The organism is Arthrobacter sp. ISL-65 (assembly GCF_018613795.1).
Classification (GTDB): domain Bacteria; phylum Actinomycetota; class Actinomycetes; order Actinomycetales; family Micrococcaceae; genus Arthrobacter.
In genome coordinates, this window is record NZ_JAGGPN010000019.1 from 127,548 (window position 1) to 152,597 (window position 25,050).

Consider the following 25,050-nt stretch of genomic DNA (forward strand, 5'->3'; position numbering starts at 1 on the left):
AATTGCCCGGTGGCCCATATTGACGTTTCCGGCATTGACTACTTCCTCTCCGATGGCACCCAGCTGCTCAACGGGGTGACCTTCAAGGTCCCGGATGGCACCAAGACGGCGCTCATCGGACCCAACGGAACGGGCAAAACCACCCTGTTCCGCATCATCGCCGGTGACCTGACACCGGATGAAGGTGTAATCGGCCGCTCCGGAAACATGGGCATCATGCGGCAGTTTGTGGGGCAGGTCCGGGACGACTCCACGGTCCGCGACCTCCTCGTATCCGCCGCACCTCCGGCGCTGGCGGACGCGGCCCGCGCCGTGGATGAGGCCGAGCTCGCCATGATGGAGCACGACGACGAGCCCACCCAGATGCGGTACGCCCAGGCGATCGTGGACTGGGGAGACGCCGGCGGGTACGACGTCGAGACGGTCTGGGACGAGGTGTGCATGGCCGCTCTGGGCCTTCCCTTTGACCGCGCCCAGCACCGCCGCGCTTCCACGCTGTCCGGCGGCGAGCAGAAGCGGCTGGTGCTGGAGGCGCTCTTCGCCGGTCCCGACGAACTCCTGCTCCTCGACGAACCGGACAACTACCTCGACGTCCCTGGCAAGCGCTGGCTCGAGGACAAGCTCAACGAATCGAAGAAAACCGTCTTCTTCATCAGCCACGACCGGGAGCTGCTGAACAACGCCGCCGGCCGCATCGTCACGCTCGAGCCGGGCATCAACGGGGCCGGAGCGTGGATCCATGGCGGCGGCTTCGGGTCTTACGTCGAGGCACGGGCGGACCGTAACGCGCGCTTCGAGGAGCTGCGCAAGCGCTGGGACGAGGAGCACGCGAAGCTCAAGGAACTCGTCAACATGTACAAGAACAAGGCAGCCTTCCGCTCGGACATGGCCAACCGCTACCACGCAGCCCAGACCCGGCTGGCCAAGTTCCTTGAGGTCGGGCCGCCGGAAGCCCTGCCGATCGAGCAGAACGTCCAGATGCGGCTCAAGGGCGGCCGCACCGCCAAACGCGCCATCGTGGCCGAAAAGCTGGAGCTGACCGACCTCATGAAGGCCTTCTCTACCGAGATCTGGTTCGGGGACCGGGTGGGCGTGCTGGGCTCGAACGGCTCCGGCAAGTCGCACTTCCTGCGGCTGCTCGCCACCGGCGGCACCGATCCGGAGCGGGAACATCTCCCGGTGTCCGACGTCGAAATCGCCGAAGTGCCCCACGAGGGCACCGTGAAGCTTGGCGCCCGTATCCGTCCCGGGTTCTTCGCGCAGACCCACGTCCGGCCCGACCTGATGAACCGCACCCTGCTCGAAATCCTGCACCGCGGGGACGAGCACCGCTCCGGGCTCGGCCGTGAAGCCGCCGCCGGGGCGCTCGACGGCTATGGCCTTGCAGGACAGTCGGAGCAAAAGTACGAGTCGCTCTCCGGCGGTCAGCAGGCACGGTTCCAGATCCTGCTGCTGCAGCTTTCCGGTGCCACGCTGCTCCTGCTGGATGAGCCCACCGACAACCTCGACCTGCACTCGGCCGAGGCGCTGGAGCGGGCCATCGACCACTTCGAGGGCACAGTCCTGGCCGTCACCCACGACCGCTGGTTCGCCCGCACCTTCGACCGCTTCCTGGTCTTCGGCTCCGACGGCAAGGTGTACGAGTCCGCCGAACCCGTCTGGGACGAAAAGCGAGTGGAGCGCGCCCGCTGATTGAGCCGGTCGGTGGTTGATCTGTCGAGATAAGGTTTCGACAAGCTCAACCAGCCGGGCAGGCTCCACCGGCGGCGGCACTAGAGTTGTCGAATGACCTCAACCCAGCAGCTTGCCGGCCGGCAGGTCTCCGCCGCCGCCCTGGCCACGTTCATTATTTTCGGCGCGAACGGCCTGGTCTTTGCGAGCTGGGCAGCCCGCATTCCGGCTGTCACGGAGATCCTGGGGATCTCGTCCGGGCAGATGGGAACGCTGTTGCTGTGCACCGCCGTAGGCTCGCTGATCGCGCTTCCCACCGCCGGACACGTCATCACCCGCATCGGCACCGCCAACACTGTCCGGGCCAGCGGCTTCCTTGCCGCGCTGGCGGGTGTGGGAATCGCTGCGTCGCTGCTCGCCGAGTCGGTGCCCGGCACCGCCGCTTCGCTCTTCTTCTTCGGCATCGGGATCGGGTTGTGGGATGTGTCCCAGAATGTTGAGGGGGCCGACGTCGAGCACCGGCTCCGCAAGACCGTGATGCCCAAGTTCCATGCGGCCTTCAGCGGCGGCGCCTTCGTGGGCGCCCTGATCGGGGCAGGCCTGTCCGGTCTGGGTGTGGGCCTTCCCCAGCACCTGCTGGTCATCGCCGCCTCGGTGGCGGTGCTGACGTTCGTGGTCCCCCGCTACTTCCTCCCCCACACCGCTCCCGAACAACCCGCCGACGGCGAAGCCAAGGCGGCCCGCGGACCCTCGGCGTGGCGGGACGGCCGCACCCTGCTGATAGGCGTGGTGGTCCTCGGTGCCACCCTGACCGAGGGTGCGGGCAACGACTGGATCGCGAAGGCGGCCGTGGACGGTCTGGGAACCTCCGAGTCGACCGGCGCCCTCCTTTTCGCACTCTTCGTGCTGGCCATGACCGCCATGCGCTTCTTTGGCGGCACTGTCATCGACAAGTACGGCCGGGTGGCAGTGCTCCGGGGAAGCATGGCTGCCGCCGCGGCCGGCCTAAGCCTGTTCGTGTTCGCTGGGAACCTCTGGCTGGCTGCTGTTGGCGCAGCGCTGTGGGGAGTGGGGGCTGCCTTGGCGTTCCCGATGGGAATGTCGGCAGCGGCGGATGATCCGCGGCACGCGGCGGCCAGGGTGTCGGTGGTTTCCACCATCGGCTACGTCGCCTTCCTGGCCGGTCCGCCGCTGCTGGGCTACCTGGGGGACCTGACCGGAATCCACCTGGCACTGCTGGCCATCGGTGTGCCCATCCTGGTCGCCCTGCTGCTCGCCGGCGCCGCCAAACCCCTTCCCGTCAGGGAATGATCGTCCGGGAAGAAATCTCCCGTAACGCGAACACACCCTTGTACCGGGCGGTAGGGTGGGGAAATGCGACGAATGCTGCGCCGCGGACCCGGCTGGGTCGCCGCCCTCGACCGCACGCTGATGCGGGCCGTTTCCGGCTTTCCGGGCGGACACCATGACACATTTTTCCGGCGGCTCTCGGCTTCGGCCAACAAAGGAAAGCTCTGGTTTGGCGTAGCGGCCGTGGCTGCTGCCATTCCGGGACGGACCAGGCGCGCAGCGGTCCATGGGTTGCTGGCACAGGGTGTGGCGTCCGCCGTGACGAACCTCGTTTTCAAGACCCTGCTTCCCCGCGCCCGGCCGCTGCCTGAGCATCTGCCGGTCTTCCGCTTCGTCCATCCCCAGCCCACCAGTTCGTCCATGCCGTCGGGCCACTCGGCCTCAGCGGTGGCGTTCGCCTTGGGCACCGGAATGGTGCAGCCGGCATTGGGAGCAGTCGTGGCCCCCGTGGCCGCGGCCGTTGCGTACTCCAGAGTGCATACAGGCGCCCACTGGCCTTCGGATGTGCTGTTTGGTTCCGCGATCGGGGCCGGCGCGGCCCTCGTGACGAGGAAGTGGTGGCCTGTCCGGCCACCCATGCCGGCTACCTCCAGGCGGCGAGTGGAGGCGGCCAAAGTCTCTCGAGGCGAGGGCCTGAGTATCGTGGTGAACACCCTGGGTGGCTCATTTACCGAGGAAACTGCAGCAGCCCTGAAGAAAGTATTCCCGCTTGCGCATATAACTCTCATGGCACCCGAGGACGATCTAGCCCAGCGGATGGCGGAGGCAGCCACCATTCCGGGCATCCGCGCACTCGGAGTGTGGGGCGGGGACGGAACTGTGGGCACTGCCGCCGCAGCCGCCGTCGAGCATCATCTTCCATTGCTGGTGCTGGCCGGCGGAACCCTCAACCACTTCGCCCGGGACGTCGGCACGCCCTCCTTGGTGGAGGCGGCAGCCGCCGCGGAGAGCGGTGAAGCGGCGCTGGCCGACGTGGGCGCCGTCGCTGTTGAACGCGGTCTCGCGGACGATCCGGAAAAGGTGGAGCTCATCATGCTCAACACCGCGAGCATCGGACTGTACCCGAACCTGGTGCGGCGCCGTGAACAGCTGCAGCCCACCCTGGGGAAGCCGCTCGCCGGTGTCGTGGCGATGTTCCGTACCTTCGCCGTGGAGAAACCGATCACGCTGATCGTCAATGGCGTCCGGCACCGGCTCTGGATCATGTACCTGGGCCGCGGCCGCTACTACCCGCGGGACCACGCCCCGCTCGTCCGGCCGGTGCTGGACGACGGCGTGCTTGACATCAGGATGATGACCGCCGACGAGTCGTTCGCGCGGCTGCGCATGCTGTGGTCCGTGCTGACCGGCACGGTAGCCACGTCCCGGATTACCCACCTCGCCGAAGCCACCCGTGTGCGCGTGGAGTGCGGCACGGCCCCCATGGTGCTTGCGGTGGACGGCGAAGCCATGCCCGGCGTCCGGGCCGTTGAGTTCAGCCTGAAGCGGGCCGCCCTGCGCTACTACTCACCCAGTGAAGACAGTTGAGGCCTCATCCCACCGGATGACGCCCGGAAACCCTGATTAGCCCCTGAATCATCCCTGAGACCGGCGAATTCGGCAGGCGGCGTAGGTAGCGTGGAACGTGCACACCAGACAGCACGCCAGCAGCTATGCAAAGGAAAGCTTCCATGATTGAGGCAGAAGGCCTGACAAAGGTCTACGGCGACAAAACCGCCGTCGGCGGCGTCAGTTTCACCGTCCAAGCCGGCCAGGTCACCGGCTTCCTGGGACCCAATGGGGCCGGCAAGTCAACCACCATGCGCATGATCATGGGCCTGGACACCCCGACGGCGGGAACGGTCACCGTCAACGGTGTCCCGTTCGCCCGGCACGCGGCACCGATGCGGGAAATCGGGGCGCTGCTCGACGCCAAGGCAGTCCACACCAGCCGCTCAGCGTACAACCACCTGCTGGCCATGGCCGCCACACACAGCATCCCACGGAAGCGGGTGCACGAGGTCATTGATATGACAGGCCTCGCGGACGTGGCCCGGAAAAAGGTCAAGGGCTTCTCCCTTGGCATGGGCCAGCGGCTGGGCATCGCCGCGGCCCTCCTGGGCGACCCGCAGACCATCATTTTGGACGAACCCGTCAACGGCCTCGATCCGGAAGGCGTGGTCTGGGTGCGGAACCTCGTGAAGTACCTGGCCTCCGAGGGGCGCACGGTGTTCCTGTCCAGCCACCTCATGAGTGAGATGGCCCTCACTGCCGACCACCTGATCGTGATCGGCCGCGGAAAGATCATCGCCGACGCCCCCATCAAGGACATCATCACGGGCAAGGGGCAGAGCCGAACCCGGGTTCGCTCCGATCAGCCCGACCGGCTCATGCACGTACTTGCCGGAACAGGGGTCGCGGTGGAGCTGCAGGACCACGAACTCCTTGAGGTCACAGGCCTTGATCCCCGCCAGATCGCCCGCAGCGCCCTGGACAATCAGGTTCTGATCTACGAACTCACCCCGCTCCAGGCGAGCCTTGAAGAGGCCTACATGGAGCTGACCAAGGACGAGGTCGAATACCACTCGCTGATCACCACGGGAGCCCCGGTTTCCGCCCAGTCCGGAGGCAACTGACGCCATGAGCACATCGACTTCCACCCAGCCTGCCACCGCTCCCGGCGGCGCCGCCAACCGCAATGCAGCAAGCCCGGGGCCTGGCCCAAGCTTCTTCCGGGTCCTGAATTCGGAATTCATCAAGTTCCGCACGCTCCTGTCCACGGTGATCCTGCTCGCCTCGACGGCCGTCGTCATGGTTGGCTTCGGTGCCCTGTCCGCCTGGGGAACAGGACAGTTCGCGGACCAGGCCGGCTCCGACCCCGGGGCAGCCGAAGCCATCGCGGCACAGGGCGGCGACCTCGCCGTCACGGTCCCCACCTCCGGCGCGGCATTCGCGCAGCTGATCCTGGGCTCACTGGGCGTCCTGCTTATGAGCTCGGAGTTCACCACCGGCATGGCCCGTTCGACCTTCGCGGCGGTGCCCAAGCGGCTCCCCGCATTCATCGCGAAACTTGTGGTGGTCGTGGTCAGCGCCTTTGTCCTGACGGCGGTGTCCACCTACATTGCCGGCCTGGTGTCGGTGCCGATCCTGGACAACTTCGGCCTCAAGCTGGACCTTGCAAGCCCGCAGTCGGTCAAGCTGCTGCTCGTCACCAGCGCCTATGTGGCCGCGGTGGCCGCAATCGGCATGGCACTCGGTACGCTGCTGCGGAATTCCGCCGGCGGCATCATGGCCCTCGTGGGCCTGTTCTTCGTAGCACCGATCGCGTTCCAGCTCATTCCGGGCGACTTCTTCGAGGAGGCACGAAAGTACCTCCCCGGAAACACGATCACCCCGCTGACCGCCGTGGAGCACGTCCCGGACACGCTCGAGGTCTGGCAGGCGGCCCTCGTGCTGGGCGCCTGGGTGGTGGTGCCGGTGGTCCTGGCCATGATCCTGCTGAAGAAACGGGACGTCTAGCCGCGCCCAGGGTCTGCCCATGATTGATGCTGTTTCCGGAAAGGACGCGCCAGCCACCCCGGCTGACGCGTCCTTCGCCGAGCTTGCTGCCCGACGGCGGGGCCGGGTCCGGCGCTACCTGTACCGGCGTCCGCGGGTCATGGATGCCGTGGTGGTCGCCTGCTATGCGGTGCTGGTGGCGCCCACCGTGATCGACGCCGTGAATGCGGGCAGGTGGGCCGCGGTGGGGCTGCTTGCCACCGTTGCGCTGTCCCTGTTCCTGCGGCGCCGGCGCCCGGTAGCCGTGGTGGTGTTCATTGCGGCGGCCGAGGTTGGCGTGACCCTGCTTCATCCGTGGGGATCGAACGTGTCGGCAGGGCTGTGGTTCTCGCTCTACGCCGTGGCCGTGGTGCACACGCGCCGCTTTGCCCTGGTCACGATGGCCGTGGCCTCAACACCGCTGGCACTGCTGTACTTCCTCGCCGCGGTGGGCCCGCTCGAGCGGGAACTGCCCAGAACTCCCGCCTCACCCGAGGAGTTCCGGCTCGTGACAAGCATTGCGGCGGGAACCAGCATCGCATTCTCCAACATCATCGCCACCGGAATCGGCATTTCCGTCCGGCAGCGGCGAGAGCACGAGCAGGAAACTGCAGCGTGGGCGGCCCAGGCCGCCCGCCTGGGGTCGGTCAAAGAACGCAACAGGATTGCCCGGGAGATGCACGACGTCGTGGCCCACTCGCTGACTGTCATGGTGGCCCTGTCCGACGGTGCGGCCGTCGTGGTCCGCAGGGATCCGGAACGCGCAGCGGAGGTCCTGGCGGAACTGTCCAGGACCGGCCGCACCGCCCTGGCGGACATGCGCCGGGTGCTCGGGGTCCTGCGGGATGACGCGTCCGCCGGCCAGGCGCCCCGTGAGCCGCCCGCGGACGGCGCCAGCCTTGGGAAGCTGCTGGACGGCTTCCGGACCGCGGGACTTCCGGTCCATTACTCGCACACCGGCCCGGCGCTGCCGGAGGACGTGGCCTTGCAGCTGACCGTGTACCGGATCGTGCAGGAATCGCTGACTAACGTGCTGCGCTATGGCCGGGCGCTGAGCCGGGTGGACGTGCTGGTGGTGCGCGAGGATTCCACGGTCACTATTGAAGTGCTCGACGACGGCCGGGGCACCGTTGACGCAGGCCCGCTCGGCGGGGGCAGCCCCGGCGGCGCCCTTGCTGCCGCGCCGCTCGGAACGGGACAGGGCCTGACGGGGATGAAGGAACGCGCCGGAATCTACGGCGGTACGGTGGAGGCAGGCCCGGCCGCCGGCGGCGGTTGGCGCGTGCGGGCTGTCCTGGCACTAAACGGCGGCACGCTGAACGGCAATATGCGGACCCGTGCCACGCCGGCAGCACGCTGACCGGCAGGATGCGGGACGGCAACTTGGAGAACTGCAAATGGGGGAACAAAATGAACGAGTCCGGACGCCTCCGGGTCCTGCTGGCGGACGACCAGCCGCTGCTGCGGATGGGTTTCCGGCTCATCCTGGAGGGTGAGGACGGCCTCGAGGTGGTGGGCGAGGCCTCCGACGGGGCCGACGCCGTCCGCCAGGTGGGCCACCTCGATCCCGACGTCGTGCTCATGGACGTCCGGATGCCCACGCTCGACGGGATTGAGGCCACCCGCGCCATCATCGGTTCAGGCTCGCGTGCCAGGATCATCATCCTGACCACCTTCGACCTGGACGAGTACGCCTTCGCCGGTCTCCAGGCCGGCGCCTCGGCCTTTCTGCTCAAGGATGTGGCACCTGCTGAACTCGTCCAGGCCGTGCGTGTGGTGGCGAGCGGGGACGCCGTTGTGGCGCCCCGGGTCACGCAGCGGCTACTTGAAACCTATGTCCGCGGGGCCGGCCCCGCCGCCGCGTCGGATGGTCCGGGAACGGCGGCCCCGCCGGCCGCGGCTCCTGCTCCGCGCGACCCGCTGCTGGAGGACCTGACGCCCCGGGAAACCGAGATGCTGGAAGCGATGTCCGAGGGGCTGTCCAATGCGGAGATCGCTCACCGCTATTTCCTGTCCGAGGCCACCGTGAAGACCCACGTGCGGCGGATCCTGACCAAGCTGCACCTCCGCGACCGCGTCCAGGCCGTGGTGTACGCGTACGAAACAGGCCTGGTGACCCCGAGCAACCCCGACTACTGAACTGGCTATTCGGTGAAACAGGCACAGCTTCGGCACAGGGAGCCCCTATGCAGGCCATAGCCCGCTGGAGTTGGATGGTGCCATGACAACCGCATTCCGCATCCCCGGCGGACAGCAGCCACAGCACGAGCCGCATCCCAACCATGACCGCGGGCTCGAATTCGATCTTTCCACCCTGATGTCGCGACGTTCGCTGGGCATATTCCTCGGCGCCGGCACGGTGGCCGCGCTTGCAGCCTGCACGCCCGGCGGGCCGTCGGGATCGCCGTCGTCGGCTTCCGCCAGCGCAACCGCCACCGCCACTGCTTCGGGCACCACAACGACGACGGCGCCGGCAGCTTCCGCTACCGCCTCGGCTTCCGCCACCGTGACCCGGGCGATCGCCGAGTGCGGCGTGGAGATTCCGCAGGAGACGGCCGGGCCGTACCCGGGCGACGGATCCAACGGACCGAACGTCCTGGAAGCCTCCGGTGTGGTGCGGCAGGACATCACCTCAAGCTTCGGAACGTCCACCACGAAAGCGGACGGCGTGCCGCTGACCGTGACGCTGACCCTGCTCGACAACGCCAACGGCTGCGTCCCGCTGGCCGGTGCGGCCGTCTATGCCTGGCACTGCGACAAGGAGGGGCGGTACTCGCTCTACGATTCGGGGCTGGAAAACGAGAACTTCCTGCGCGGCGTGCAGGAGGCGGACGCCAACGGCCAGGTCAGCTTCAAGACCATCTATCCCGGCGCCTACAACGGCCGCTGGCCGCACATCCACTTCGAGGTGTTCGAGTCCATGAACAACGCCACGGCAGCCGGGCAGGTGCTTGCTGTCTCGCAGATCGCCCTGACCGACGCCGCCTGCCGGGAGGTCTACGGCTCCGCGGGCTACGAAACCAGCGCCCGGAATTTCCCCAACACCACGCTGCAATCGGACAACGTGTTCGGCGAGGACGGCGGCATCTACCAGCTGGCCACCATGTCCGGTGCCGTCTCCGGCGGCTACACGGCAGGGCTCAACGTCACCATCTAGGGCAACGCTAGACTCGGAGCCATGCCTCTCCATTCCTCCGCCGCAGAGCACATCCGGGACCTGGGCGACTACGTCAGCGCCTCGCCGTCGAGCTTTCATGCCGCGCACGAAGGCGCCCGGCGCCTGGCGGAGGCGGGGTTCACCGGCCTGGACGAGCTGCAGCCCTGGGATGCCACGGCAGGGAAGTTCTACGTCATCCGGGACGGTGCGCTCATCGCCTGGGTCACGCCCGGGGATGCCGGGCCCACCACCGGCTTCAACATCCTGGGCGCCCACACGGATTCGCCGTCGTTCAAGCTCAAGCCCAAGCCGACCACTGGCCGCTTCGGCTGGCTCCAGGCCGGCGTCGAGGTCTACGGCGGACCGCTGCTGAACTCGTGGCTGGACCGGGAACTGCAGCTGGCCGGGCGCCTCGTGATGCTCGACGGCACGCAGCACCTGACCGCCACCGGCCCGCTGCTGCGCTTTCCGCAGCTGGCCATCCACCTGGACCGCGCCGTGAATGAAGGCCTCACCCTCGACAAGCAGCAGCACATGAACCCGGTGTTCGGGCTCGGCGATCCTGGCGGAGAGGACCTGCTGGCGGTACTGGCCGAGCGGGTGTCCGGCGAGGGCTCGCCGGTCGATCCGGCCAAGATCGGCGGGTACGACGTCGTCATCGCGGACACGCAGCCGCCTGCGGTTTTCGGGGTCAGGAGTGAGTTCTTCGCCTCCGGACGCCTGGACAACCTCTCCGCGACGCACGCAGGCATCACGGCGCTGATCGCGCACGCTGACGCTTCCGACGGCGGCCCGGACGCTTCCGGCCAGACCGCACCGATTGCGGTGCTCGCCGCCTTCGACCACGAGGAAATCGGTTCGGCGTCCCGGTCCGGGGCCTGCGGGCCGGTGCTTGAAGACATTCTGGTCCGGATCTCGGACGGGCTGGGCGCCTCGGCGAGCCAGCGGCGGCAGGCGTTCGCGGCGTCGTTCTGTGTATCCGCGGATGCCGGCCACGCCGTCCACCCCAACTATGCCGAACGGCACGACCCGGTCAACCGCCCTGTCCTCAACGGCGGGCCGCTGCTGAAGATCAACGCAAACCAGCGGTACGCCACCGACGCCGCCGGGGCTGCACTCTGGGCACGGCTGTGCGGCGAGGCCGGGGTCCCGTTCCAGGAGTTTGTCTCCAACAACGTGATGCCGTGCGGCTCCACCATTGGCCCGCTGACGGCTACCCGGCTGGGTGTCAGGACCGTGGACGTGGGTGTTCCCCTGCTGTCGATGCACTCGGCCAGGGAACTCTGCGGCGTCGAGGATCCGCACCGCCTTGCCCGGGTGACTGAGCTGTTCTTCGGAGCCGCGGCACACGCCTAGCGAACACGGGACACATTTCCGCGCCGTTACAAAAGTGCCTCCCAGGCAACCTTTGCTGCCCTGTTGGGTGCGCGGTTGGAAAGGTGCCTCTTTTCGGTCGCCGTAAACTGTATCTTTGCACAGCCCGGACCAGCCCCTGGCTCCCTTAGTGTGAAACGCACAGTGTGGTCCCCGGCACAGCCTCCAGCCTTTGCCGCCCGGCCACCGCCCAAAACCTGCAATCAAAACGAGGATGGCGCAGCCATGCACGCTGACCAACAACTGTCGAAATCCCTAAAGCCCCGGCACCTGTCCATGATCGCCATTGCGGGCGTCATCGGCGCCGGCCTGTTCGTCGGCTCCGGCGCGGCCATCCAGCAGGCCGGTCCCGGCATCCTGCTGGCCTACATGGCCGCAGGCATCGTCGTCATCCTCGTCATGCGGATGCTTGGCGAGATGGCGGCCGCGAACCCCGAAACCGGATCCTTCTCCACCTATGCAGACAAGGCACTGGGCCGCTGGGCCGGCTTCAGCATCGGCTGGCTCTACGCGTGGTTCTGGATCATCGTGCTGGGCATCGAGGCCACGGCCGGTGCCGCGATCATGCACCGCTGGGTGCCCGGCATCGACCAGTGGGTCTGGGCCCTGGCGCTCATGATCCTGCTCACGCTGACCAACCTGGGCTCGGTGAAGTCCTACGGGGAGTTCGAGTTCTGGTTCGCCTCCATCAAGGTCACGGCCATCATCCTGTTCCTCCTTTTCGGCGTGGCGGCAATCCTCGGCCTGGTTCCGGGCGTTCCGGCGCCCGGCCTGAGCAACCTCACGGGCAACGGAGGTTTCCTGCCCAACGGCCCGGGAGCCGTCCTGGCCGGAATCCTCGTGGTGGTCTTCGCGTTCTTCGGGGCGGAGATCGCCACCATCGCCGCCGGTGAATCCGAAAACCCGGTTGAAGCGGTCAAGAAGGCCGTGAAGTCCACCGTCTGGCGCATCCTTGTCTTCTACATCGGCTCCATCGCGATTGTTGTCACGCTGCTCCCCTGGAACTCCGCCAACGTGGCCAAAAGCCCGTATGTCGCGGTCATCGAGCTGTTCGGCATCCCCGGCGCGGGAACCATCATGGACGTCGTGGTGCTGACCTCGGTGCTGTCCTGCCTGAACTCGGGCCTCTACACGGCCAGCCGCATGCTGTTCTCGCTCTCGCAGCGCGGTGACGCCCCGAAGTCCTGGACCCGCATCTCCAAGCGTGGCGTACCCGCCGCAGCGGTGCTGGCCTCCACCGTGGTCGGCTTCATCACCGTGGGACTGAATTACATCGCCCCGGACACGGTCTTCCTGTTCCTGGTGAACACCTCCGGCGCCATCGCGCTGTTTGTCTGGCTGGTCATTGCCGCGTCCCAGCTGGTGCTGCGCCGCCGGATGGGGGCCGCGGCCAAGGACCTGTCGCTGAAGATGTGGTTCTTCCCCTACCTCACGTGGCTGGCGATCGGCAGCATCGTGGCGCTGATCATCGGCATGGTGATCCTGGATTCCACCCGCGAGTCGCTCCTGCTCTCCGTGGCCCTGGCCGCCTTGGTGGTCGGCATCGGCGTCTGGCGCTACCGCAAGGGCGGTCCGGGCCGGGCTGGGGTGCCGGCAGCCTCCGGAACGTCCCTCGAAACCGCGGATGCGGGCGTGGGGTCCGGCCCGGCGTCGTAATCACGCCTCCACACTCTGCGCACTCTGAAGAACCATCCGCCCGGTTGGCCGTTCACGGCCTGACCGGGCGGATGTCTCTGTTTGGGGGTCAGCCCTGCCTGGGGGCGAACATGATGACGGCAACGCCAACGAGGCAGACGGCGGCACCGATGAGGTCCCAGCGGTCGGGCCGGAAGCCGTCCAGCAGCATGCCCCATGCCAGGGAGCCGACGATGAAGACCCCGCCGTACGCTGCCAGGACCCGGCCGAAATGGGCATCGGGCTGGAAGGCGGCAACAAAGCCGTAGAGCCCCAGCGCCACGATTCCGAGTCCGGCCCACCACCACGCCTTGTCCTCCCGCACGGCCTGCCAGATCAGCCAGGCTCCGCCGATCTCCGCAACGGCAGCCAAGGTGAAAAGGAGCACGGATTTCAGGATCGTCATTGCTCCAGTATTCCGCGCCGGGAGTTGTCCACAGCGCCGAGTCATATGACTGGCGCCGCCGCCCGATTCCCCCTAGATTCACAGCATCAGTGAGAGTCCGACAGAAATCTGGGGAAAATGTCGCAACAGCCACCTGTTTCCGCGCCCGCCGTGCCCGACCTTCCGGCGCATCAACCTGGAACACCTTCCGGCCCACAACCGGGCAATTCATTCTTCGATTTCCGCCTGCTTTGGACCGGCGCTGCCGCCGCCGCTGCCTCCTACGCCACGGTGTACCTGTTCAGCCTCGCAACCGTACTGCTGTCCCTCGCAGGCATTGCCGCCAGCCAAGGCAACCCGATTCCGGCACTGGGCGGAGCAATTGCCACGGAGCAGGCACCGGACGCCTGGTCCCAGCTGGGCCAGCTAACCGCCCAGTTGGTGGCCATGGCGCATTTTGGCAGCGTGGGTATAGCCGTCGCAGGTGTGGTGCCATTTCTTGGGTCCGTCCGGGGTGAGGGCCACCTCTATGCGGTCCCGTTGGCGGTGCTGCTGGTCAGCGCTGTGGGCATCTATCTGGCCAGCCGTTTGGCCGAGCTGCGGTTTCCATCCGCTGGCCGGCCGCAGCTCCTGCTTCAGTCCGCAGTCAGCGGCGCGGTTTTCGCACTGCTGGTCAACGGTGTGGCCGCGGCCGCTGCCGTCCGTTTCCCCGCCACGGGCGGATTCAACGTAGACCCCATCTCAGCAGCCGGCGGATGGTCTGTTTTGGTCGCCTTCCTTCTCGGTGCCGGGCTGTCTGCGCTGTCGCGGGCTGCCATATATTCGCGGCGTACGGCATCCGCTGGTACACCACTCCTTGGCGGAGAACTGAACCTGTCGCTGGCCGTCGTCGCTGTGCACGCGGCAGTTTTTTCGGTCATCGCCATTCCCGCGGCATGGATCACTGCGGCCGTCTCCGGCGGCTGGGCCGCCCTGTTGTCCGGTCCGCTGCTGGTGGGCAACGCGGCCGGTTACGGCCTTGTAGCCGGCCACCTCGGAGGCCTCCACATGCTGTCAGAAACGACGGCGATTTTCGGAGCACAGCAGAGCCGGAACGAGGACCAGACAATTTACGGTTTCGGTGCTGACGCAGCAGGAACGGATGCCGCGGTCGCTGCGTGGGCGGCGCTGGCACTGGCATTGGTCTGCGCGGTCATTTCCGGCCTTTGCGTTCTGCTGCGCAGGGGACCGGTTTCCAACGGGGACCTCCGGTCGTGGGCGCCCGTGCCCGCCGGGTTCCTCGTATTGGGGCTGCTGCTGCTGCCTCTCCTGACGGTGCGGGCAGCCTTTGATGCACCGGGACTCGCTGCTGGTCAGTACGTCCTGGCGCCTGCGTGGTGGTCGCCGGCCGTCTTCCTCGGCTGGGGGCTGCTGGTTGAGATTTCGGCACGCTTTCTGGCGCCCTACCTGGTGGCTGTCGTGCCGGCCAGGCTGCAGCGCCTGCTCCGTGTCCTGCCCGCCAGGCCCCAGGGCTATGCGGGAGCCGCCTACCCAGGCCCGGCAGCAGGCGGCGCGGCTGGGGAGATGCAGCCGACTACGGAAAGCCGGCCGGGTGTAGCCGGTCCTGCGGCACCCGCTCCTGCTGAACGGCAGCTTACGGCCAAGGGCAGGAAGCGCCTGCTGGTGTCAGCCGCCGTCGTTGGTGCGGTCATGGTGCTCGCAGTGGGTTCGGTGGTGACAATCAATGCGGTCAAGCCCGGCCCGGACCAGCCGGTGAAGGACTACGCCCAGGCACTCGTGGACGGCGATGCGCGGAAAGCCTTGGAAATTCTGGATCCCGACGTGCCCAATGAGGAGCGGACCCTCCTGACCAATGAGGTTCTCGGCGCCGCGGCGAACCGCATTGAGGGCTTCTCGATAATTTCCACCAGGATTTCCGGTGAGTCGGCGCAGGTTCGTGCCGAACTGAGGCAGGGAGGGCGCAAGTACGAGCAGACGTTCGCCCTCGTCAAGAACCAGCCCGAGCTTCTGGACGACCACTGGAAACTTGAGGCGTTCCCTCTGCAGCAGGTCACTGTTTCCGCCGATGTTCCCCTGGCGGCCGTCTCGGTCAACGGAGTACCTGTCGCCGCGGGCCAGAATGAGGCCACTGCTTTCGGCACAAACATCAGTCTCCCGGCGTTTCCCGGGTCCTATTCGGTAGGTCTTCCCGACAGCGAGAAGTACCTCTCAGCCGAGGACCAGCAGGTGGTGGTCTCGGGCGGGTCGCTGCCGCAGGCGCCCGGGACTGCCAGGCTCACGGTGAAGGCCTCGGATGCGCTTGTGGCGGAAACGTCCCGCCAGGTGGCCACTGCCCTTGCCGCGTGCGAGAAATCCACGGACATTGAACCGGAGGGATGCCCGTTCTCACGGTTTGCCTTCGGCGATGTCCGGAACGTTAAGTGGTCGATCACCGCGGATCCCGACTACGGGCTTAGCCGGTCGTTTGACGGCACTTGGCGCCTCAGCGGGGGTAAGGCCGGCGAGGCCACGGTGAGCTATGAGAGGAATGCCTCCTTCAGCAAGACGAACCCCGAGTGGGAGAAGGAGACCGACCAGGTGCAGTTCTATGTCAGAGGCAACGTCTCGGTCGAGTCGGACAAGGTGCTGGTGAGTCTTTCGCGCTTCTGACGCCGCGGTTTTCCACATAGCCGGGCTGCCACTTCCGGCGCGGCATTGGGGGCCAGTAGCGTTGGGGCTGTCCGAATCGCGGAACTCCTCCCCGATGCACTAAGATAGTGAAGTCTGTGCTGCGCCCTGACCCATTTTTTGGAAAAAGGCGTGCACGGCATCGCAAATGAACCTCCTGTTACGGAAATACCGTAACCGCTTAGCCCAAAGGAGGTGGGTTCACATATGCGTCCTTACGAATTGATGGTAATCATCGACCCCGAGGTCGAAGAGCGTACCGTAGAGCCGTCGCTTCAGAAGTTCCTGAACGTCATCACCAACGATGGTGGAACCATCGAAAAGGTTGACATCTGGGGCCGTCGCCGTCTGGCTTACGACATCAAGAAGAAGTCCGAGGGTATCTACGCCGTGGTGAACTTCACCGCGACGCCGGCTACCGCCAAGGAACTTGACCGCCAGCTGGGTCTCAACGAGACCATCATGCGCACCAAGATCATCCGCCCCGAAGAGCAGAAAGTTGTTGCTGAATAATTTCAGCTCGCAACTTTCATTCTTTACACCGCAGGAACGAACAAGGAGGCAGTAGATGGCAGGCGAAACCACTATTACGGTCATCGGTAATCTCACCAATGACCCCGAACTGAGGTTCACACCGTCAGGTTCGGCAGTAGCGAACTTCACCATCGCGTCCACGCCTCGCACCTTCGACCGCCAGTCCAATGAGTGGAAGGACGGGGAAACCCTGTTCCTCCGCGCTTCGGTCTGGCGCGAGGCAGCAGAGAACGTCGCCGAGTCCCTCACCAAGGGCACCCGCGTGATTGTTTCCGGCCGCCTGAAGAGCCGTTCCTACGAAACAAAAGAGGGCGAGAAGCGCACCGTTATCGAGCTCGAAGTCGACGAAATCGGCCCGAGCCTGCGTTACGCCAACGCCAAAGTCAACCGCACCCAACGTTCCGGCGGCCAGGGCGGTTTCGGCGGCGGCAACAGCGGCGGCAACAGCGGTGGATTCGGTGGCGGCCAGGGTGGAAACCAGGGCGGCAACACCGGAGGAAACTGGGGCGGCAACCAGCCCGCAGCGCAGGAAGACCCCTGGGCCACGCCCGGAGTCAGTAATGCGGGCGGCGGCTGGGGCAACGGCCCGGATTCCGAACCTCCCTTCTAAACAACAAAACAAAGGTCCGGCGCAGCATCCGCCACAGCGTTCCATATGGCACGTTAAGCGCACGCCGCGGTCGGACCACCACCATCCCGTGGATCATGATTCACGGGCTCCCTAGAATAGGAGCTCCACGATGGCTAAGGCTGAACTCCGTAAGCCCAAACCAAAGTCCAACCCCTTGAAGGCCGCTGACATCACAGTCATCGACTACAAGGACGTAGCATTGCTGCGCAAGTTCATCTCCGACCGCGGAAAGATCCGCGCCCGTCGCGTCACTGGCGTTACGGTGCAGGAGCAGCGCAAGATCGCCCAGGCAATCAAGAACGCCCGCGAAGTTGCCCTGCTGCCCTACTCCGGCGCTGGCCGGGGCTAAGGAAAGGGATTAACTAACATGGCAAAGCTCATTCTGACCCACGAAGTAACCGGTCTCGGTGCTGCTGGCGACGTTGTCGAGGTCAAGGACGGTTACGCACGTAACTTCCTGCTGCCCCGCGGTTTCGCCCTGACCTGGTCGAAGGGTGGCGAGAAGCAGGTTGAGTCCATCAAGGCTGCCCGTGCCGCCCGCGCGCACGCTTCCCTGGAAGATGCTCAGAAGCAGGCCGCTGCACTCTCCGCCAAGCCGGTCAAGCTGGTCGTCAAGGCCGGCGAAAGCGGACGCCTGTTCGGCACCGTCAAGCAGGCCGACGTCGCCGATGCTGTTGAGGCCGCTGGCCTTGGCAAAATCGACAAGCGCAAGGTTGAACTGCCGGCTCACATCAAGTCGGTTGGTTCCTACCAGGCCAACGTCCGTCTGCACGACGACGTTGCCGCTGTGATCGAACTCGACGTAGTCGCAGGCAAGTAGTAGATCCCGGCGTTCGCCGGATCACTCCGCAGTCCTGAACTGCTGACGGCCCCCGCCGTCGGACTCCTCCGGGAAGCCGACGGCGGGGGCTTCGTCGTTGTTAACGGCGGCTTGCGGCCGGCCGCCTACAGGCCGTGCAGGACCGTGGTGCAGTAGCGGTGGCCGGTGCCGATCAGCTCGGCGAGCACGGCTTCCTCGACGTCGGCCAGCTTGTTGATATAGAGGCAGCCGGCGCCGGTCTTGTGCTTTCCCAGACGGTCGAGGAGCGCGGCCGACTCCGGCGCATTCGTCAGGCCGTACAGCGAGAGGCTGGCTTTGCGGGGAGAAAACCCCCTGTTTTCCGCCATGGACGCAGTGTATTGGGCGGTTTGCGGGTAGGCGGAATAAAGAACGGACCTGCCCGGTTGACCGAGTAGATGCAAATGCATATACAGGGCCAATCAGAGGAGACCGTCATGGAGACCCGCCGCATTACCGTTCTGTCCGCCGGACTGGGAGTGCCGTCATCGACCCGCCTGCTGGCCGATCAGCTGGCCGCCGCCGCCACACGGGAGCTGGCTGGCGCCGGCTACGAGGTGACCACCGACGTCGTGGAGCTCCGCGATCTGGCCGTGGACATCGCCAACAACTTCGTCACGGGTTTTGCCCCGCCCCGGCTGGCAGAGGTGATCGCCGGCGTCGAGGCCTCTGACGGCATCATTGCGGTTTCACCGGTGTTCAGCGCGTCCTACAGCGGGCTGTTCAAGTCCTTCATTGACGTCCTCGACCCCAAGTCCCTGGACGGCAAAGCGGCCCTCCTGGGGGCCACCGGCGGCACGGACCGCCACCAGATGGTGCTCGACCACGCCATGCGCCCGCTCTTCAGCTACCTCCGCACGCGGACCGCCGCCACGGCCGTCTTCGCCGGCCCCCAGGACTGGGGAAACACGGACGACGGCGGAACCCCCCTTTCGGTGCGGATCGAACGGGCGGCGGCCGAGTTCAGCCAGCTTTTGGAAGGGGGCCAGCCGGGCCGCAAACCGGCCCTGCTGGAGTCACTGCCCTTTGAACAGCTGCTGGCCGGGATCTCAGGCGGGCGGTAACGCGAACTAATCGCAGCACCCGCTCGTTGTGCCGGACATGAAATGTCCCATTGATTCTTCAGACCTGGTCATGAGCGAACGCAGCGGCGTGGAAATTGACTACTGCCCGCAATGCCGGGGTGTGTGGCTGGACCGCGGCGAACTGGACAAAATCATCGACCGCATCAACGCCGGGGCGCCTGCGGCACCCGTTCCCCCTGCTCCGGCGTCGCCCGGCACGGCACCTCCGCCGCTGTACCGCAACTTCGAGCCGCGGCGTGACGAGCCGCGGCGTGACGAAGCGCGGCGTGACCAGCCGCGCTACGACGACCGGAACTACGGCAAGGGATACGACCGCGACCATGACCGCCGCCACCACAAGAAGGAGGAAGGCTGGCTGGGGGATCTGTTCGACTTCTGAATGGCTCCGGGCAGCCAGCGGTAATTAGTCGTCCAGCAGAGCGATGAATTCGCGGGCCTGCTTCATGGTGATGTCCGAGTGCCGGGTCAGCGCGGTGGCTGCGGCTTCGATGTTGCCGCTCTTAGCGAGCGTGCGGATGCGGCCGTAGATCTCGTCATTGAGCATGTTGCTGCTGACCTCCCGGGTGACATCGCCTTTGCTGGCAATGGCCCGGTACCGGTACGGGAACCGCTGCGGGGGCTCGTCGTCGTCCTCGGGTTCGCTCGATTCCTGGGCCGGTGAGGAGCGGAAAGGCTGCGGGTGGGCTGCCAGAGCGGCCACCGCGTCCCGCGATGCGCGCAAACCCTGCCCTGACGCCTCGTAGTACAGCTTGATCGCTGCCATGGCCTGGCCCTGGGCGATGAGCGCGTACAGCCGCCGGTGTTCATCCTCGGACAGCTTGGCTGCGGCTTCCCTTGCCAGCTCTGCGGACTCCGTCGGCGGTTTGGCCGGCTCCCTGACCGTCCGCCGGCGGCGGCCCAACGCGCGTGCTGTGAGGGCCACAGCCACAGCCACAGCCACGAGGATCAGGAAGGGGATCAGGAGCGATTCCATGGTTACAGCCGATCTACATATCGCTTGGCGGTCAAAAGGTTGGAATGGGTGGCCTGGCGCAAAAGCCTTATGGCCTGGAGCTTCTGACCGTTGCGCACCAATGTCTGCAGCTCCAGCGCCAGCTGCGGGTTCAGTGTGGTCCCGGTCGCAAGTGCCGCAGGGTACGAGCCGTGCGGGTAGTCGGCGTGGCCAGGCGGAAGTGCCTGTCGATGGTCATGCTGCTGGATCTGCTGTTGCCGGTTCTGGCTTGGCAGGGCCGCAGCCTCCAGGCGTGCCCGGGCCGCCATCGCTGCCTGAACCTGGGCAGCGTAGTGGGCTTGGGAACGCCTTGCCAGATCCAGCTGGTAGCGGTCCGCGTCGGACATGCCCCCGTCACGCGGCTTCAGTGCCGTAGCGAGAGCCCAGAGGGCTGCGGCGAGGATAAGGGCAGGAATCAAGACTGTCAGAACGTCGCCCATACCTAGAGCTTAACGCCAGATCCGCGTTATCCACAGCATATGCCCGGCTGCGCATGGTGCGGGCCGGCCCGTGATGCCGATCATGACCCTGAGCGAGATGATTCGTCAGCGCGGCATGCATACGGGGACGGTCCCGGACATATGCCGGTGATCAGAATCACAAGGTGGGAATGTAGGGAGCCAAAACGCCCCCCGCCGCTGTAGTTACCGGCCGGTATCCCCAGCGGACGGTTAAGGCTGTGGATGAAGGTTGGTACAAGAATTAATTTCATCCACAGGAAAATTCTGACGTTTTCGCAGGTCAGGCCGCATATATGCGCAAAAGAAAATTTCTATCCACAGCTTCCCCCACAGGCTGTGCACAAGCAGCCGTATCTTGTGCACACGTTATCCACAGAGGTGCGAAACCGCGGGCTTTGTGAGTGGGCAGCCGGGGGCTAACGTAGCGGAGACACCCCATTCGGGTGAGTTTTCCCTTCCGGCCTGAACACCGGAGCCCGCGGACAGCTGGACTCCGGAAGATTCGTGCTGCCCTGTGGAAAACCTGTGGATGAGGCGTCGCCGGGGTTCAATGGCCCGGACCAAAAAATGTCAGGGCCTGCTGGTGTAGTTGCATTAGCCCGGGCAGCAGACTTTGCTGTGCGGCCCACACACGGCACACGGCACATGCGCCGCAGTCCTCTTGCACGGACCGCGGACACAATGGAGGACGGCAGCTTTGTCAGTTACGCACCTGGACTCAATCGAAGGTACCCGCGGATCCGAAGGCAGTCGTAAACCTCCCCAGGACATCCCCGCCGAACAGTCCGTCCTGGGTGGCATGATGCTCTCCAAGGACGCCATTGCGGACGTGGTGGAGATCCTGCGTGGCCAGGACTTCTACCGCCCGGCCCACGAAACCATCTACGAGGCCGTCATCGACCTCTACGGCCGGGGAGAACCCGCGGATGCCGTCACGGTGTCGGACGAGCTGACGAAGCGCGGGGAGATCAACCGGATCGGTGGTCCGGCCTACCTCCATGAGCTCATTCAGACGGTACCCACGGCAGCGAACGCCGGCTACTATGCCGAGATCGTGGCCGAGCGTGCCGTGCTCCGGCGGCTGGTCAACGCCGGCACCAAGATCGTGCAGCTCGGCTACGGCCAGGACGGCGAAGTGGAAGACCTGGTCAACCAGGCCCAGGCGGAGGTCTACGCTGTCGCCGAACGCCGGACCGCGGAAGACTACGTCGTCCTGAAGGACGTCATGGAGTCCACGGTGGATGAGATCGAGGCCTCCGGCCACCGCGGCGAGGGCATGGTGGGCGTTCCCACCGGCTTCTACGAGCTGGACGAACTGACGCACGGGCTGCATCCGGGCCAGATGATCGTCATTGCCGCCCGGCCGGCCGTGGGTAAGTCCACCTTCGCGCTGGACTTTGCCCGCTCGGCCGCGATCAAGAACAACCTCGCCACCGTGATGTTCTCCCTCGAAATGGGCCGCAACGAGATCGCCATGCGCCTCCTCTCGGCCGAGGCCACCATCGGCCTGCAGGACCTCCGCAAGGGCACCATCAAGGATGAGCAGTGGTCCAAGATCGCCACCACCATGGGGCGTATGAATGATGCCCCGCTGTTCATTGACGACAGCCCCAACATGTCCCTCATGGAGATCCGGGCCAAGTGCCGCCGGCTCAAGCAGCAGCACGACCTCAAGCTCGTGATCCTCGACTACCTGCAGCTCATGAGCTCGGGCAAGAAGGTGGAGTCCCGCCAGCAGGAAGTCTCCGAGTTCTCGCGTGCGCTGAAGCTGCTGGCCAAGGAGCTTCAGGTCCCCGTCATTGCCCTGTCGCAGCTGAACCGTGGTTCTGAGCAGCGCCAGGACAAGCGCCCCATGGTCTCCGACCTGCGTGAATCGGGGTCCATCGAGCAGGACGCCGACATGGTGATCCTGCTGCACCGTGAAGACGTCTATGACAAAGAGTCACCGCGCGCCGGTGAGGCGGACATCCTCATCGCCAAGCACCGTAACGGCCCCACCAAGGACATTGTTGTGGCCTTCCAGGGCCACTACTCGCGGTTCGCCAACATGGCGGGGGATGCCGGAGGCGGTGGCGGCTTCTAGGCTGCGCTGCTAGTGCGGTTGTGACTGCAGCAGGTGGTTGGGCAGCCTGTTTCCCGGGGCTGCTGCCCTAATCTCCAGGAGCTCCCGCGCATGGGCGTGGAGCCGCTTGTCCTCCTCGGACACGGGGGTCCACGCAGGGATGGGGACCGAGGTGCCCTCGGAGTCGCGGGCAACCATCACGGTGAGGCAGTAGGTGGTCAGGTTCAGTTCATGGCCCTTGGGGTCCCCTGAGCGGACATGTACGGCAATGTGCATGCCCTTGGTGCCCGTATAGACCAGCCGGGCCTCCACCTCCACCACGTGGCCAATCAGCAGCGGCCGGTAGAAGCGGACTCCACCGGAGAAGACAGCCACCGTATCCCGGCCGCAGTAGCGCGAGGCGCAGACATATGCCGCCTCGTCGATCCACTTCATCACGATGCCGCCGTGGACTTTTCCGCCCCAATTCACGTCGGTGGGCGCCGCCATGAACCGGAGGACGACGCGCTCGGCGGTGCCGGCATCGGTATATTCCTGGGCGCTCATGGCTTCGACGATCTGCTCACGGATCCCGATCCGCGCCAGGGCGTGGTCCCGCTGTTCCAGCTCTTCCGCCGTTATCGGCTCGAACTGCTTTACCGGGATGGGTTTCCCGTCCTCGCCAACCGCCACAAAGATCACCATGCACTGGCTCCGCATGGTGGCCGGCCCACCCTTGGGGTCCCCGGACGAGACCACCGTCCGGATATGCATGGAGGAGCGGCCCGTATAGACGATAGTGGCCGTGACCTCCACCATGTCGCCGCTGTTCACCGGGTCTGCGAAGTGGATGTTTCCCACGTAGGCGGTGACGCAGTAGGACTTGGCCCAGCCCACTGCGGCCGCATATGCCGCCTTGTCCACCCACTCGAGCACCGTTCCGGCGTCAACGGATCCGCTGTGGCCCACGTCCATGGGGGCGGCAAGGAAGCGGAGGGTTACGGAGTTGGCGGCAGTCTCGCTCATGGTCGCAGTTTACTGACCGCTGTCCTGCAGTCAGATCCGGGCCTTCACAAACGCGCTCCCGCGCGCCATAAGAATGGGCGGTTTGTGCATCCGGCGTCATGAACGGGAAGAAGTCGCCCTGCCCCTATTAATAATGATTATCATTAGTGTTATGTTATCAAGACGACCCGTTCTTCCCGCCCGACTTCTTCCTGCCCGACCTACGACCCGTTGGCGCGGCCGCACGAGCGCATCCATCACCGGGCCCTTCACTCAACCGTTCACAAGGCCGCACGCAGTCCGGTTGGTGGCAGCCTGCGGAGCTGCCCTCCTCCTGTCCGGCTGCGCAGGAAGCCCTGGACAGGAGACGGCCGAAAGCTCTGCCAGCACGTCCCGGCGGGACGAAGCCGCGGAACCCACGGAGCTTCGCGCCCCTAATCCGCGCCTGGTCTACACCTACGCTGGCGGCGTCGGAGTACTGGACGCCGCAACCCTTGAGCCCGTGGCGGCGGACGTTGAGCTGGACGGCTACAACCGCATCAGTCCTGCAGGGGACGGCCGTCACGTCCTGGTGGCGGCGGACGACTCGTTCCGCGTCCTCGACGCCGGCGTCTGGACCGAGCGGCACGGCGACCACGGCCACTCCTACGCCGCCCAGCCCATGCTGACGGATCAGGCGTTCGAGGCGAGCAAGCCTGGCCATGTGGTGCGGCACGCCGGCAGAACTGTCCTGTTCAGCGACGGGTCCGGCAAGGTGGAGTCCTTTGAGTCGGCCGCTCTCGGAGAGCTGTCGGAGGACGGCCTTCCGGAGACGACGACCTACACGGCACCCGAGGCCCACCACGGCGTGGCGGTGGAGCTGGAGGACGGCAAGCTGCTGGTGACGGTGGGCGACGAGGACGCCCGCAATGCCGTGGCCCTCCTGGGGCCGGCCACGGGTTCTTCCGGGAGTGCGGGTTCTTCCAAGGAGACGGGCCGGGACCGCAAGGAGATCCTCCGCAGCCAGAACTGCCCCGGGGTCCACGGCGAGGCGGTGGCTGGCGAAAACACCGTGATCTTCGGATGTGAGGACGGGATGCTGGTGTTCAAGGACGGCAGGTTCTCCAAGATCTCCAGTCCTGACGCCTATGGTCGGCTGGGCAACCAGGCCGGTTCACCGGCGTCGCCCGTGGTGCTCGGGGACTACAAGGTGGACAAAGACGCGGTCCTGGAGCGGCCCACCAGGATTTCGCTGGTGAACACGGATACCAAGGCCCTGAAGCTGGTGGAACTCGGTACGAGCTATTCGTTCCGGTCGCTGGGGCGCGGGGCGGCCGGGGAAGCACTGGTCCTCGGCACGGACGGCGCGCTGCACGTCCTCAACCCGGTGACAGGCGCCACCGTGTCCACGATCCCCGTCGTTGCCGCCTGGCAGGAGCCCGAGGCGTGGCAGGACCCCCGGCCAACCCTGTACGTCCAGGGATCCACCGCCTATGTAACCGAACCGGCAACGCGGGAACTCCACGCCGTCGACCTGAAGACGGGCAAGACCGTCCGCACGGCAAGGCTGGCTCACACGCCGGATGAGCTGACGGGTGTCACCGGCTGACCAACTGACCGGCTGAACCAACAACAACCGGCCAAAAAACAGTAAAACAAAACGACGGCGGCCGCCCGCCGGGCACCGAAGT

The 25,050-nt window shown here is 66.0% G+C and carries 24 protein-coding genes; 19 read left to right on the plus strand and 5 right to left on the minus strand.

The window, feature by feature from the left end; translation table 11 throughout:
* Nucleotides 1-9 precede the first annotated feature (9 nt).
* The 10 genes from J7I85_RS08180 (at nt 10) to J7I85_RS08225 (ending at nt 12,724) form a co-directional block, all read left to right on the plus strand.
* Nucleotides 10-1,692: an ABC-F family ATP-binding cassette domain-containing protein gene (locus J7I85_RS08180; RefSeq protein ID WP_214849553.1), complete on the plus strand. Its 1,683-nt coding sequence runs from the start codon at nt 10-12 to the stop codon at nt 1,690-1,692.
* Between the two features lie 93 nt (nt 1,693-1,785).
* Nucleotides 1,786-2,982 (plus strand): MFS transporter, encoded by a 1,197-nt coding sequence (locus J7I85_RS08185; RefSeq protein ID WP_214849555.1) that lies wholly within the window; start codon nt 1,786-1,788, stop codon nt 2,980-2,982.
* 63 nt (nt 2,983-3,045) lie between these two features.
* Nucleotides 3,046-4,548, plus strand: a complete 1,503-nt coding sequence (locus tag J7I85_RS08190) for a bifunctional phosphatase PAP2/diacylglycerol kinase family protein (RefSeq protein WP_214849562.1) — start codon at nt 3,046-3,048, stop codon at nt 4,546-4,548.
* A gap of 143 nt (nt 4,549-4,691) precedes the next feature.
* Nucleotides 4,692-5,636, plus strand: coding sequence for an ABC transporter ATP-binding protein (locus tag J7I85_RS08195; RefSeq protein WP_214849571.1), 945 nt, complete (start codon nt 4,692-4,694; stop codon nt 5,634-5,636).
* Between the two features lie 4 nt (nt 5,637-5,640).
* A complete protein-coding gene (locus J7I85_RS08200; protein ID WP_214849573.1) occupies nt 5,641-6,519 on the plus strand; it encodes an ABC transporter permease in 879 nt (292 codons plus the stop codon).
* Between the two features lie 19 nt (nt 6,520-6,538).
* Nucleotides 6,539-7,897 (plus strand): sensor histidine kinase, encoded by a 1,359-nt coding sequence (locus tag J7I85_RS08205; protein WP_214849575.1) that lies wholly within the window; start codon nt 6,539-6,541, stop codon nt 7,895-7,897.
* Nucleotides 7,898-7,947: 50 nt separating this feature from the next.
* Entirely contained in the window at nt 7,948-8,676 is a 729-nt protein-coding gene (locus tag J7I85_RS08210; protein ID WP_214849577.1) for a response regulator transcription factor, read from the plus strand.
* A gap of 82 nt (nt 8,677-8,758) precedes the next feature.
* Nucleotides 8,759-9,694: an intradiol ring-cleavage dioxygenase gene (locus J7I85_RS08215; RefSeq protein WP_214849582.1), complete on the plus strand. Its 936-nt coding sequence runs from the start codon at nt 8,759-8,761 to the stop codon at nt 9,692-9,694.
* Between the two features lie 21 nt (nt 9,695-9,715).
* Nucleotides 9,716-11,050, plus strand: coding sequence for a M18 family aminopeptidase (locus J7I85_RS08220; RefSeq protein ID WP_214849591.1), 1,335 nt, complete (start codon nt 9,716-9,718; stop codon nt 11,048-11,050).
* Nucleotides 11,051-11,293: 243 nt separating this feature from the next.
* Nucleotides 11,294-12,724 carry an amino acid permease gene (locus tag J7I85_RS08225; RefSeq protein WP_214849596.1) on the plus strand — a complete coding sequence of 477 codons (1,431 nt, stop codon included), beginning with the start codon at nt 11,294-11,296 and terminating at the stop codon, nt 12,722-12,724.
* An 88-nt stretch (nt 12,725-12,812) separates the two neighbouring features.
* Here the strand turns inward: J7I85_RS08225 and J7I85_RS08230 are convergent, their stop codons facing one another.
* The gene (locus J7I85_RS08230) at nt 12,813-13,148 is read right to left on the minus strand and encodes a YnfA family protein (RefSeq protein ID WP_214849597.1); all 336 of its coding nucleotides are present in this window, start codon (nt 13,146-13,148) and stop codon (nt 12,813-12,815) included.
* 117 nt (nt 13,149-13,265) lie between these two features.
* Between J7I85_RS08230 and J7I85_RS08235 the strand changes: the two genes are divergently transcribed.
* The 5 genes from J7I85_RS08235 (at nt 13,266) to rplI (ending at nt 17,779) form a co-directional block, all read left to right on the plus strand.
* The gene (locus J7I85_RS08235) at nt 13,266-15,776 is read left to right on the plus strand and encodes a hypothetical protein (protein ID WP_214849606.1); all 2,511 of its coding nucleotides are present in this window, start codon (nt 13,266-13,268) and stop codon (nt 15,774-15,776) included.
* 225 nt (nt 15,777-16,001) lie between these two features.
* Nucleotides 16,002-16,307, plus strand: coding sequence for a 30S ribosomal protein S6 (gene rpsF / locus J7I85_RS08240; protein ID WP_003800148.1), 306 nt, complete (start codon nt 16,002-16,004; stop codon nt 16,305-16,307).
* Nucleotides 16,308-16,362: 55 nt separating this feature from the next.
* On the plus strand, nt 16,363-16,938 hold the full coding sequence (locus J7I85_RS08245) for a single-stranded DNA-binding protein (RefSeq protein WP_214849621.1): 576 nt from the start codon (nt 16,363-16,365) through the stop codon (nt 16,936-16,938).
* Nucleotides 16,939-17,068: 130 nt separating this feature from the next.
* Nucleotides 17,069-17,308: a 30S ribosomal protein S18 gene (gene rpsR, locus J7I85_RS08250; protein ID WP_003800144.1), complete on the plus strand. Its 240-nt coding sequence runs from the start codon at nt 17,069-17,071 to the stop codon at nt 17,306-17,308.
* Nucleotides 17,309-17,326: 18 nt separating this feature from the next.
* Nucleotides 17,327-17,779 carry a 50S ribosomal protein L9 gene (rplI, locus tag J7I85_RS08255; RefSeq protein ID WP_214849626.1) on the plus strand — a complete coding sequence of 151 codons (453 nt, stop codon included), beginning with the start codon at nt 17,327-17,329 and terminating at the stop codon, nt 17,777-17,779.
* A gap of 125 nt (nt 17,780-17,904) precedes the next feature.
* On the opposite strand, the gene J7I85_RS08260 is transcribed toward rplI, so the two are convergent.
* A complete protein-coding gene (locus J7I85_RS08260; RefSeq protein WP_251024065.1) occupies nt 17,905-18,126 on the minus strand; it encodes a DUF1801 domain-containing protein in 222 nt (73 codons plus the stop codon).
* 108 nt (nt 18,127-18,234) lie between these two features.
* Between J7I85_RS08260 and J7I85_RS08265 the strand changes: the two genes are divergently transcribed.
* A complete protein-coding gene (locus J7I85_RS08265) occupies nt 18,235-18,861 on the plus strand; it encodes an FMN reductase (protein WP_214849628.1) in 627 nt (208 codons plus the stop codon).
* 37 nt (nt 18,862-18,898) lie between these two features.
* Entirely contained in the window at nt 18,899-19,261 is a 363-nt protein-coding gene (locus J7I85_RS08270; RefSeq protein ID WP_214849629.1) for a zf-TFIIB domain-containing protein, read from the plus strand.
* Between the two features lie 24 nt (nt 19,262-19,285).
* Here the strand turns inward: J7I85_RS08270 and J7I85_RS08275 are convergent, their stop codons facing one another.
* Entirely contained in the window at nt 19,286-19,855 is a 570-nt protein-coding gene (locus tag J7I85_RS08275; protein WP_214849631.1) for a hypothetical protein, read from the minus strand.
* Between the two features lie 2 nt (nt 19,856-19,857).
* On the minus strand, nt 19,858-20,313 hold the full coding sequence (locus tag J7I85_RS08280) for a hypothetical protein (RefSeq protein ID WP_214849633.1): 456 nt from the start codon (nt 20,311-20,313) through the stop codon (nt 19,858-19,860).
* A 718-nt stretch (nt 20,314-21,031) separates the two neighbouring features.
* On the opposite strand from J7I85_RS08280, the gene dnaB reads away from it, so the two are divergent.
* Nucleotides 21,032-22,417, plus strand: coding sequence for a replicative DNA helicase (gene dnaB, locus J7I85_RS08285; protein WP_214849645.1), 1,386 nt, complete (start codon nt 21,032-21,034; stop codon nt 22,415-22,417).
* A 9-nt stretch (nt 22,418-22,426) separates the two neighbouring features.
* Here the strand turns inward: dnaB and J7I85_RS08290 are convergent, their stop codons facing one another.
* Nucleotides 22,427-23,401 (minus strand): acyl-CoA thioesterase, encoded by a 975-nt coding sequence (locus J7I85_RS08290; RefSeq protein ID WP_214849648.1) that lies wholly within the window; start codon nt 23,399-23,401, stop codon nt 22,427-22,429.
* Nucleotides 23,402-23,687: 286 nt separating this feature from the next.
* Between J7I85_RS08290 and aztD the strand changes: the two genes are divergently transcribed.
* Nucleotides 23,688-24,968: a zinc metallochaperone AztD gene (aztD, locus tag J7I85_RS08295; RefSeq protein WP_308159431.1), complete on the plus strand. Its 1,281-nt coding sequence runs from the start codon at nt 23,688-23,690 to the stop codon at nt 24,966-24,968.
* Nucleotides 24,969-25,050 lie beyond the last annotated feature (82 nt).

Coding starts and splice junctions, on each gene's coding strand:
- J7I85_RS08275 (WP_214849631.1), bottom strand. CDS start 19,855: ATGGAATCGCTCCTGATCCCCTTCCTGATCCTCGTGGCTGTGGCTGTG.
- rplI (WP_214849626.1), top strand. CDS start 17,327: ATGGCAAAGCTCATTCTGACCCACGAAGTAACCGGTCTCGGTGCTGCT.
- J7I85_RS08190 (WP_214849562.1), top strand. CDS start 3,046: ATGCGACGAATGCTGCGCCGCGGACCCGGCTGGGTCGCCGCCCTCGAC.
- J7I85_RS08205 (WP_214849575.1), top strand. CDS start 6,539: ATGATTGATGCTGTTTCCGGAAAGGACGCGCCAGCCACCCCGGCTGAC.
- J7I85_RS08245 (WP_214849621.1), top strand. CDS start 16,363: ATGGCAGGCGAAACCACTATTACGGTCATCGGTAATCTCACCAATGAC.
- J7I85_RS08225 (WP_214849596.1), top strand. CDS start 11,294: ATGCACGCTGACCAACAACTGTCGAAATCCCTAAAGCCCCGGCACCTG.
- J7I85_RS08265 (WP_214849628.1), top strand. CDS start 18,235: ATGGAGACCCGCCGCATTACCGTTCTGTCCGCCGGACTGGGAGTGCCG.
- J7I85_RS08260 (WP_251024065.1), bottom strand. CDS start 18,126: ATGGCGGAAAACAGGGGGTTTTCTCCCCGCAAAGCCAGCCTCTCGCTG.
- J7I85_RS08215 (WP_214849582.1), top strand. CDS start 8,759: ATGACAACCGCATTCCGCATCCCCGGCGGACAGCAGCCACAGCACGAG.
- rpsF (WP_003800148.1), top strand. CDS start 16,002: ATGCGTCCTTACGAATTGATGGTAATCATCGACCCCGAGGTCGAAGAG.
- J7I85_RS08270 (WP_214849629.1), top strand. CDS start 18,899: ATGAAATGTCCCATTGATTCTTCAGACCTGGTCATGAGCGAACGCAGC.
- J7I85_RS08210 (WP_214849577.1), top strand. CDS start 7,948: ATGAACGAGTCCGGACGCCTCCGGGTCCTGCTGGCGGACGACCAGCCG.
- J7I85_RS08230 (WP_214849597.1), bottom strand. CDS start 13,148: ATGACGATCCTGAAATCCGTGCTCCTTTTCACCTTGGCTGCCGTTGCG.
- rpsR (WP_003800144.1), top strand. CDS start 17,069: ATGGCTAAGGCTGAACTCCGTAAGCCCAAACCAAAGTCCAACCCCTTG.
- J7I85_RS08280 (WP_214849633.1), bottom strand. CDS start 20,313: ATGGGCGACGTTCTGACAGTCTTGATTCCTGCCCTTATCCTCGCCGCA.
- J7I85_RS08200 (WP_214849573.1), top strand. CDS start 5,641: ATGAGCACATCGACTTCCACCCAGCCTGCCACCGCTCCCGGCGGCGCC.
- J7I85_RS08195 (WP_214849571.1), top strand. CDS start 4,692: ATGATTGAGGCAGAAGGCCTGACAAAGGTCTACGGCGACAAAACCGCC.
- J7I85_RS08290 (WP_214849648.1), bottom strand. CDS start 23,401: ATGAGCGAGACTGCCGCCAACTCCGTAACCCTCCGCTTCCTTGCCGCC.
- J7I85_RS08235 (WP_214849606.1), top strand. CDS start 13,266: ATGTCGCAACAGCCACCTGTTTCCGCGCCCGCCGTGCCCGACCTTCCG.
- J7I85_RS08185 (WP_214849555.1), top strand. CDS start 1,786: ATGACCTCAACCCAGCAGCTTGCCGGCCGGCAGGTCTCCGCCGCCGCC.
- J7I85_RS08220 (WP_214849591.1), top strand. CDS start 9,716: ATGCCTCTCCATTCCTCCGCCGCAGAGCACATCCGGGACCTGGGCGAC.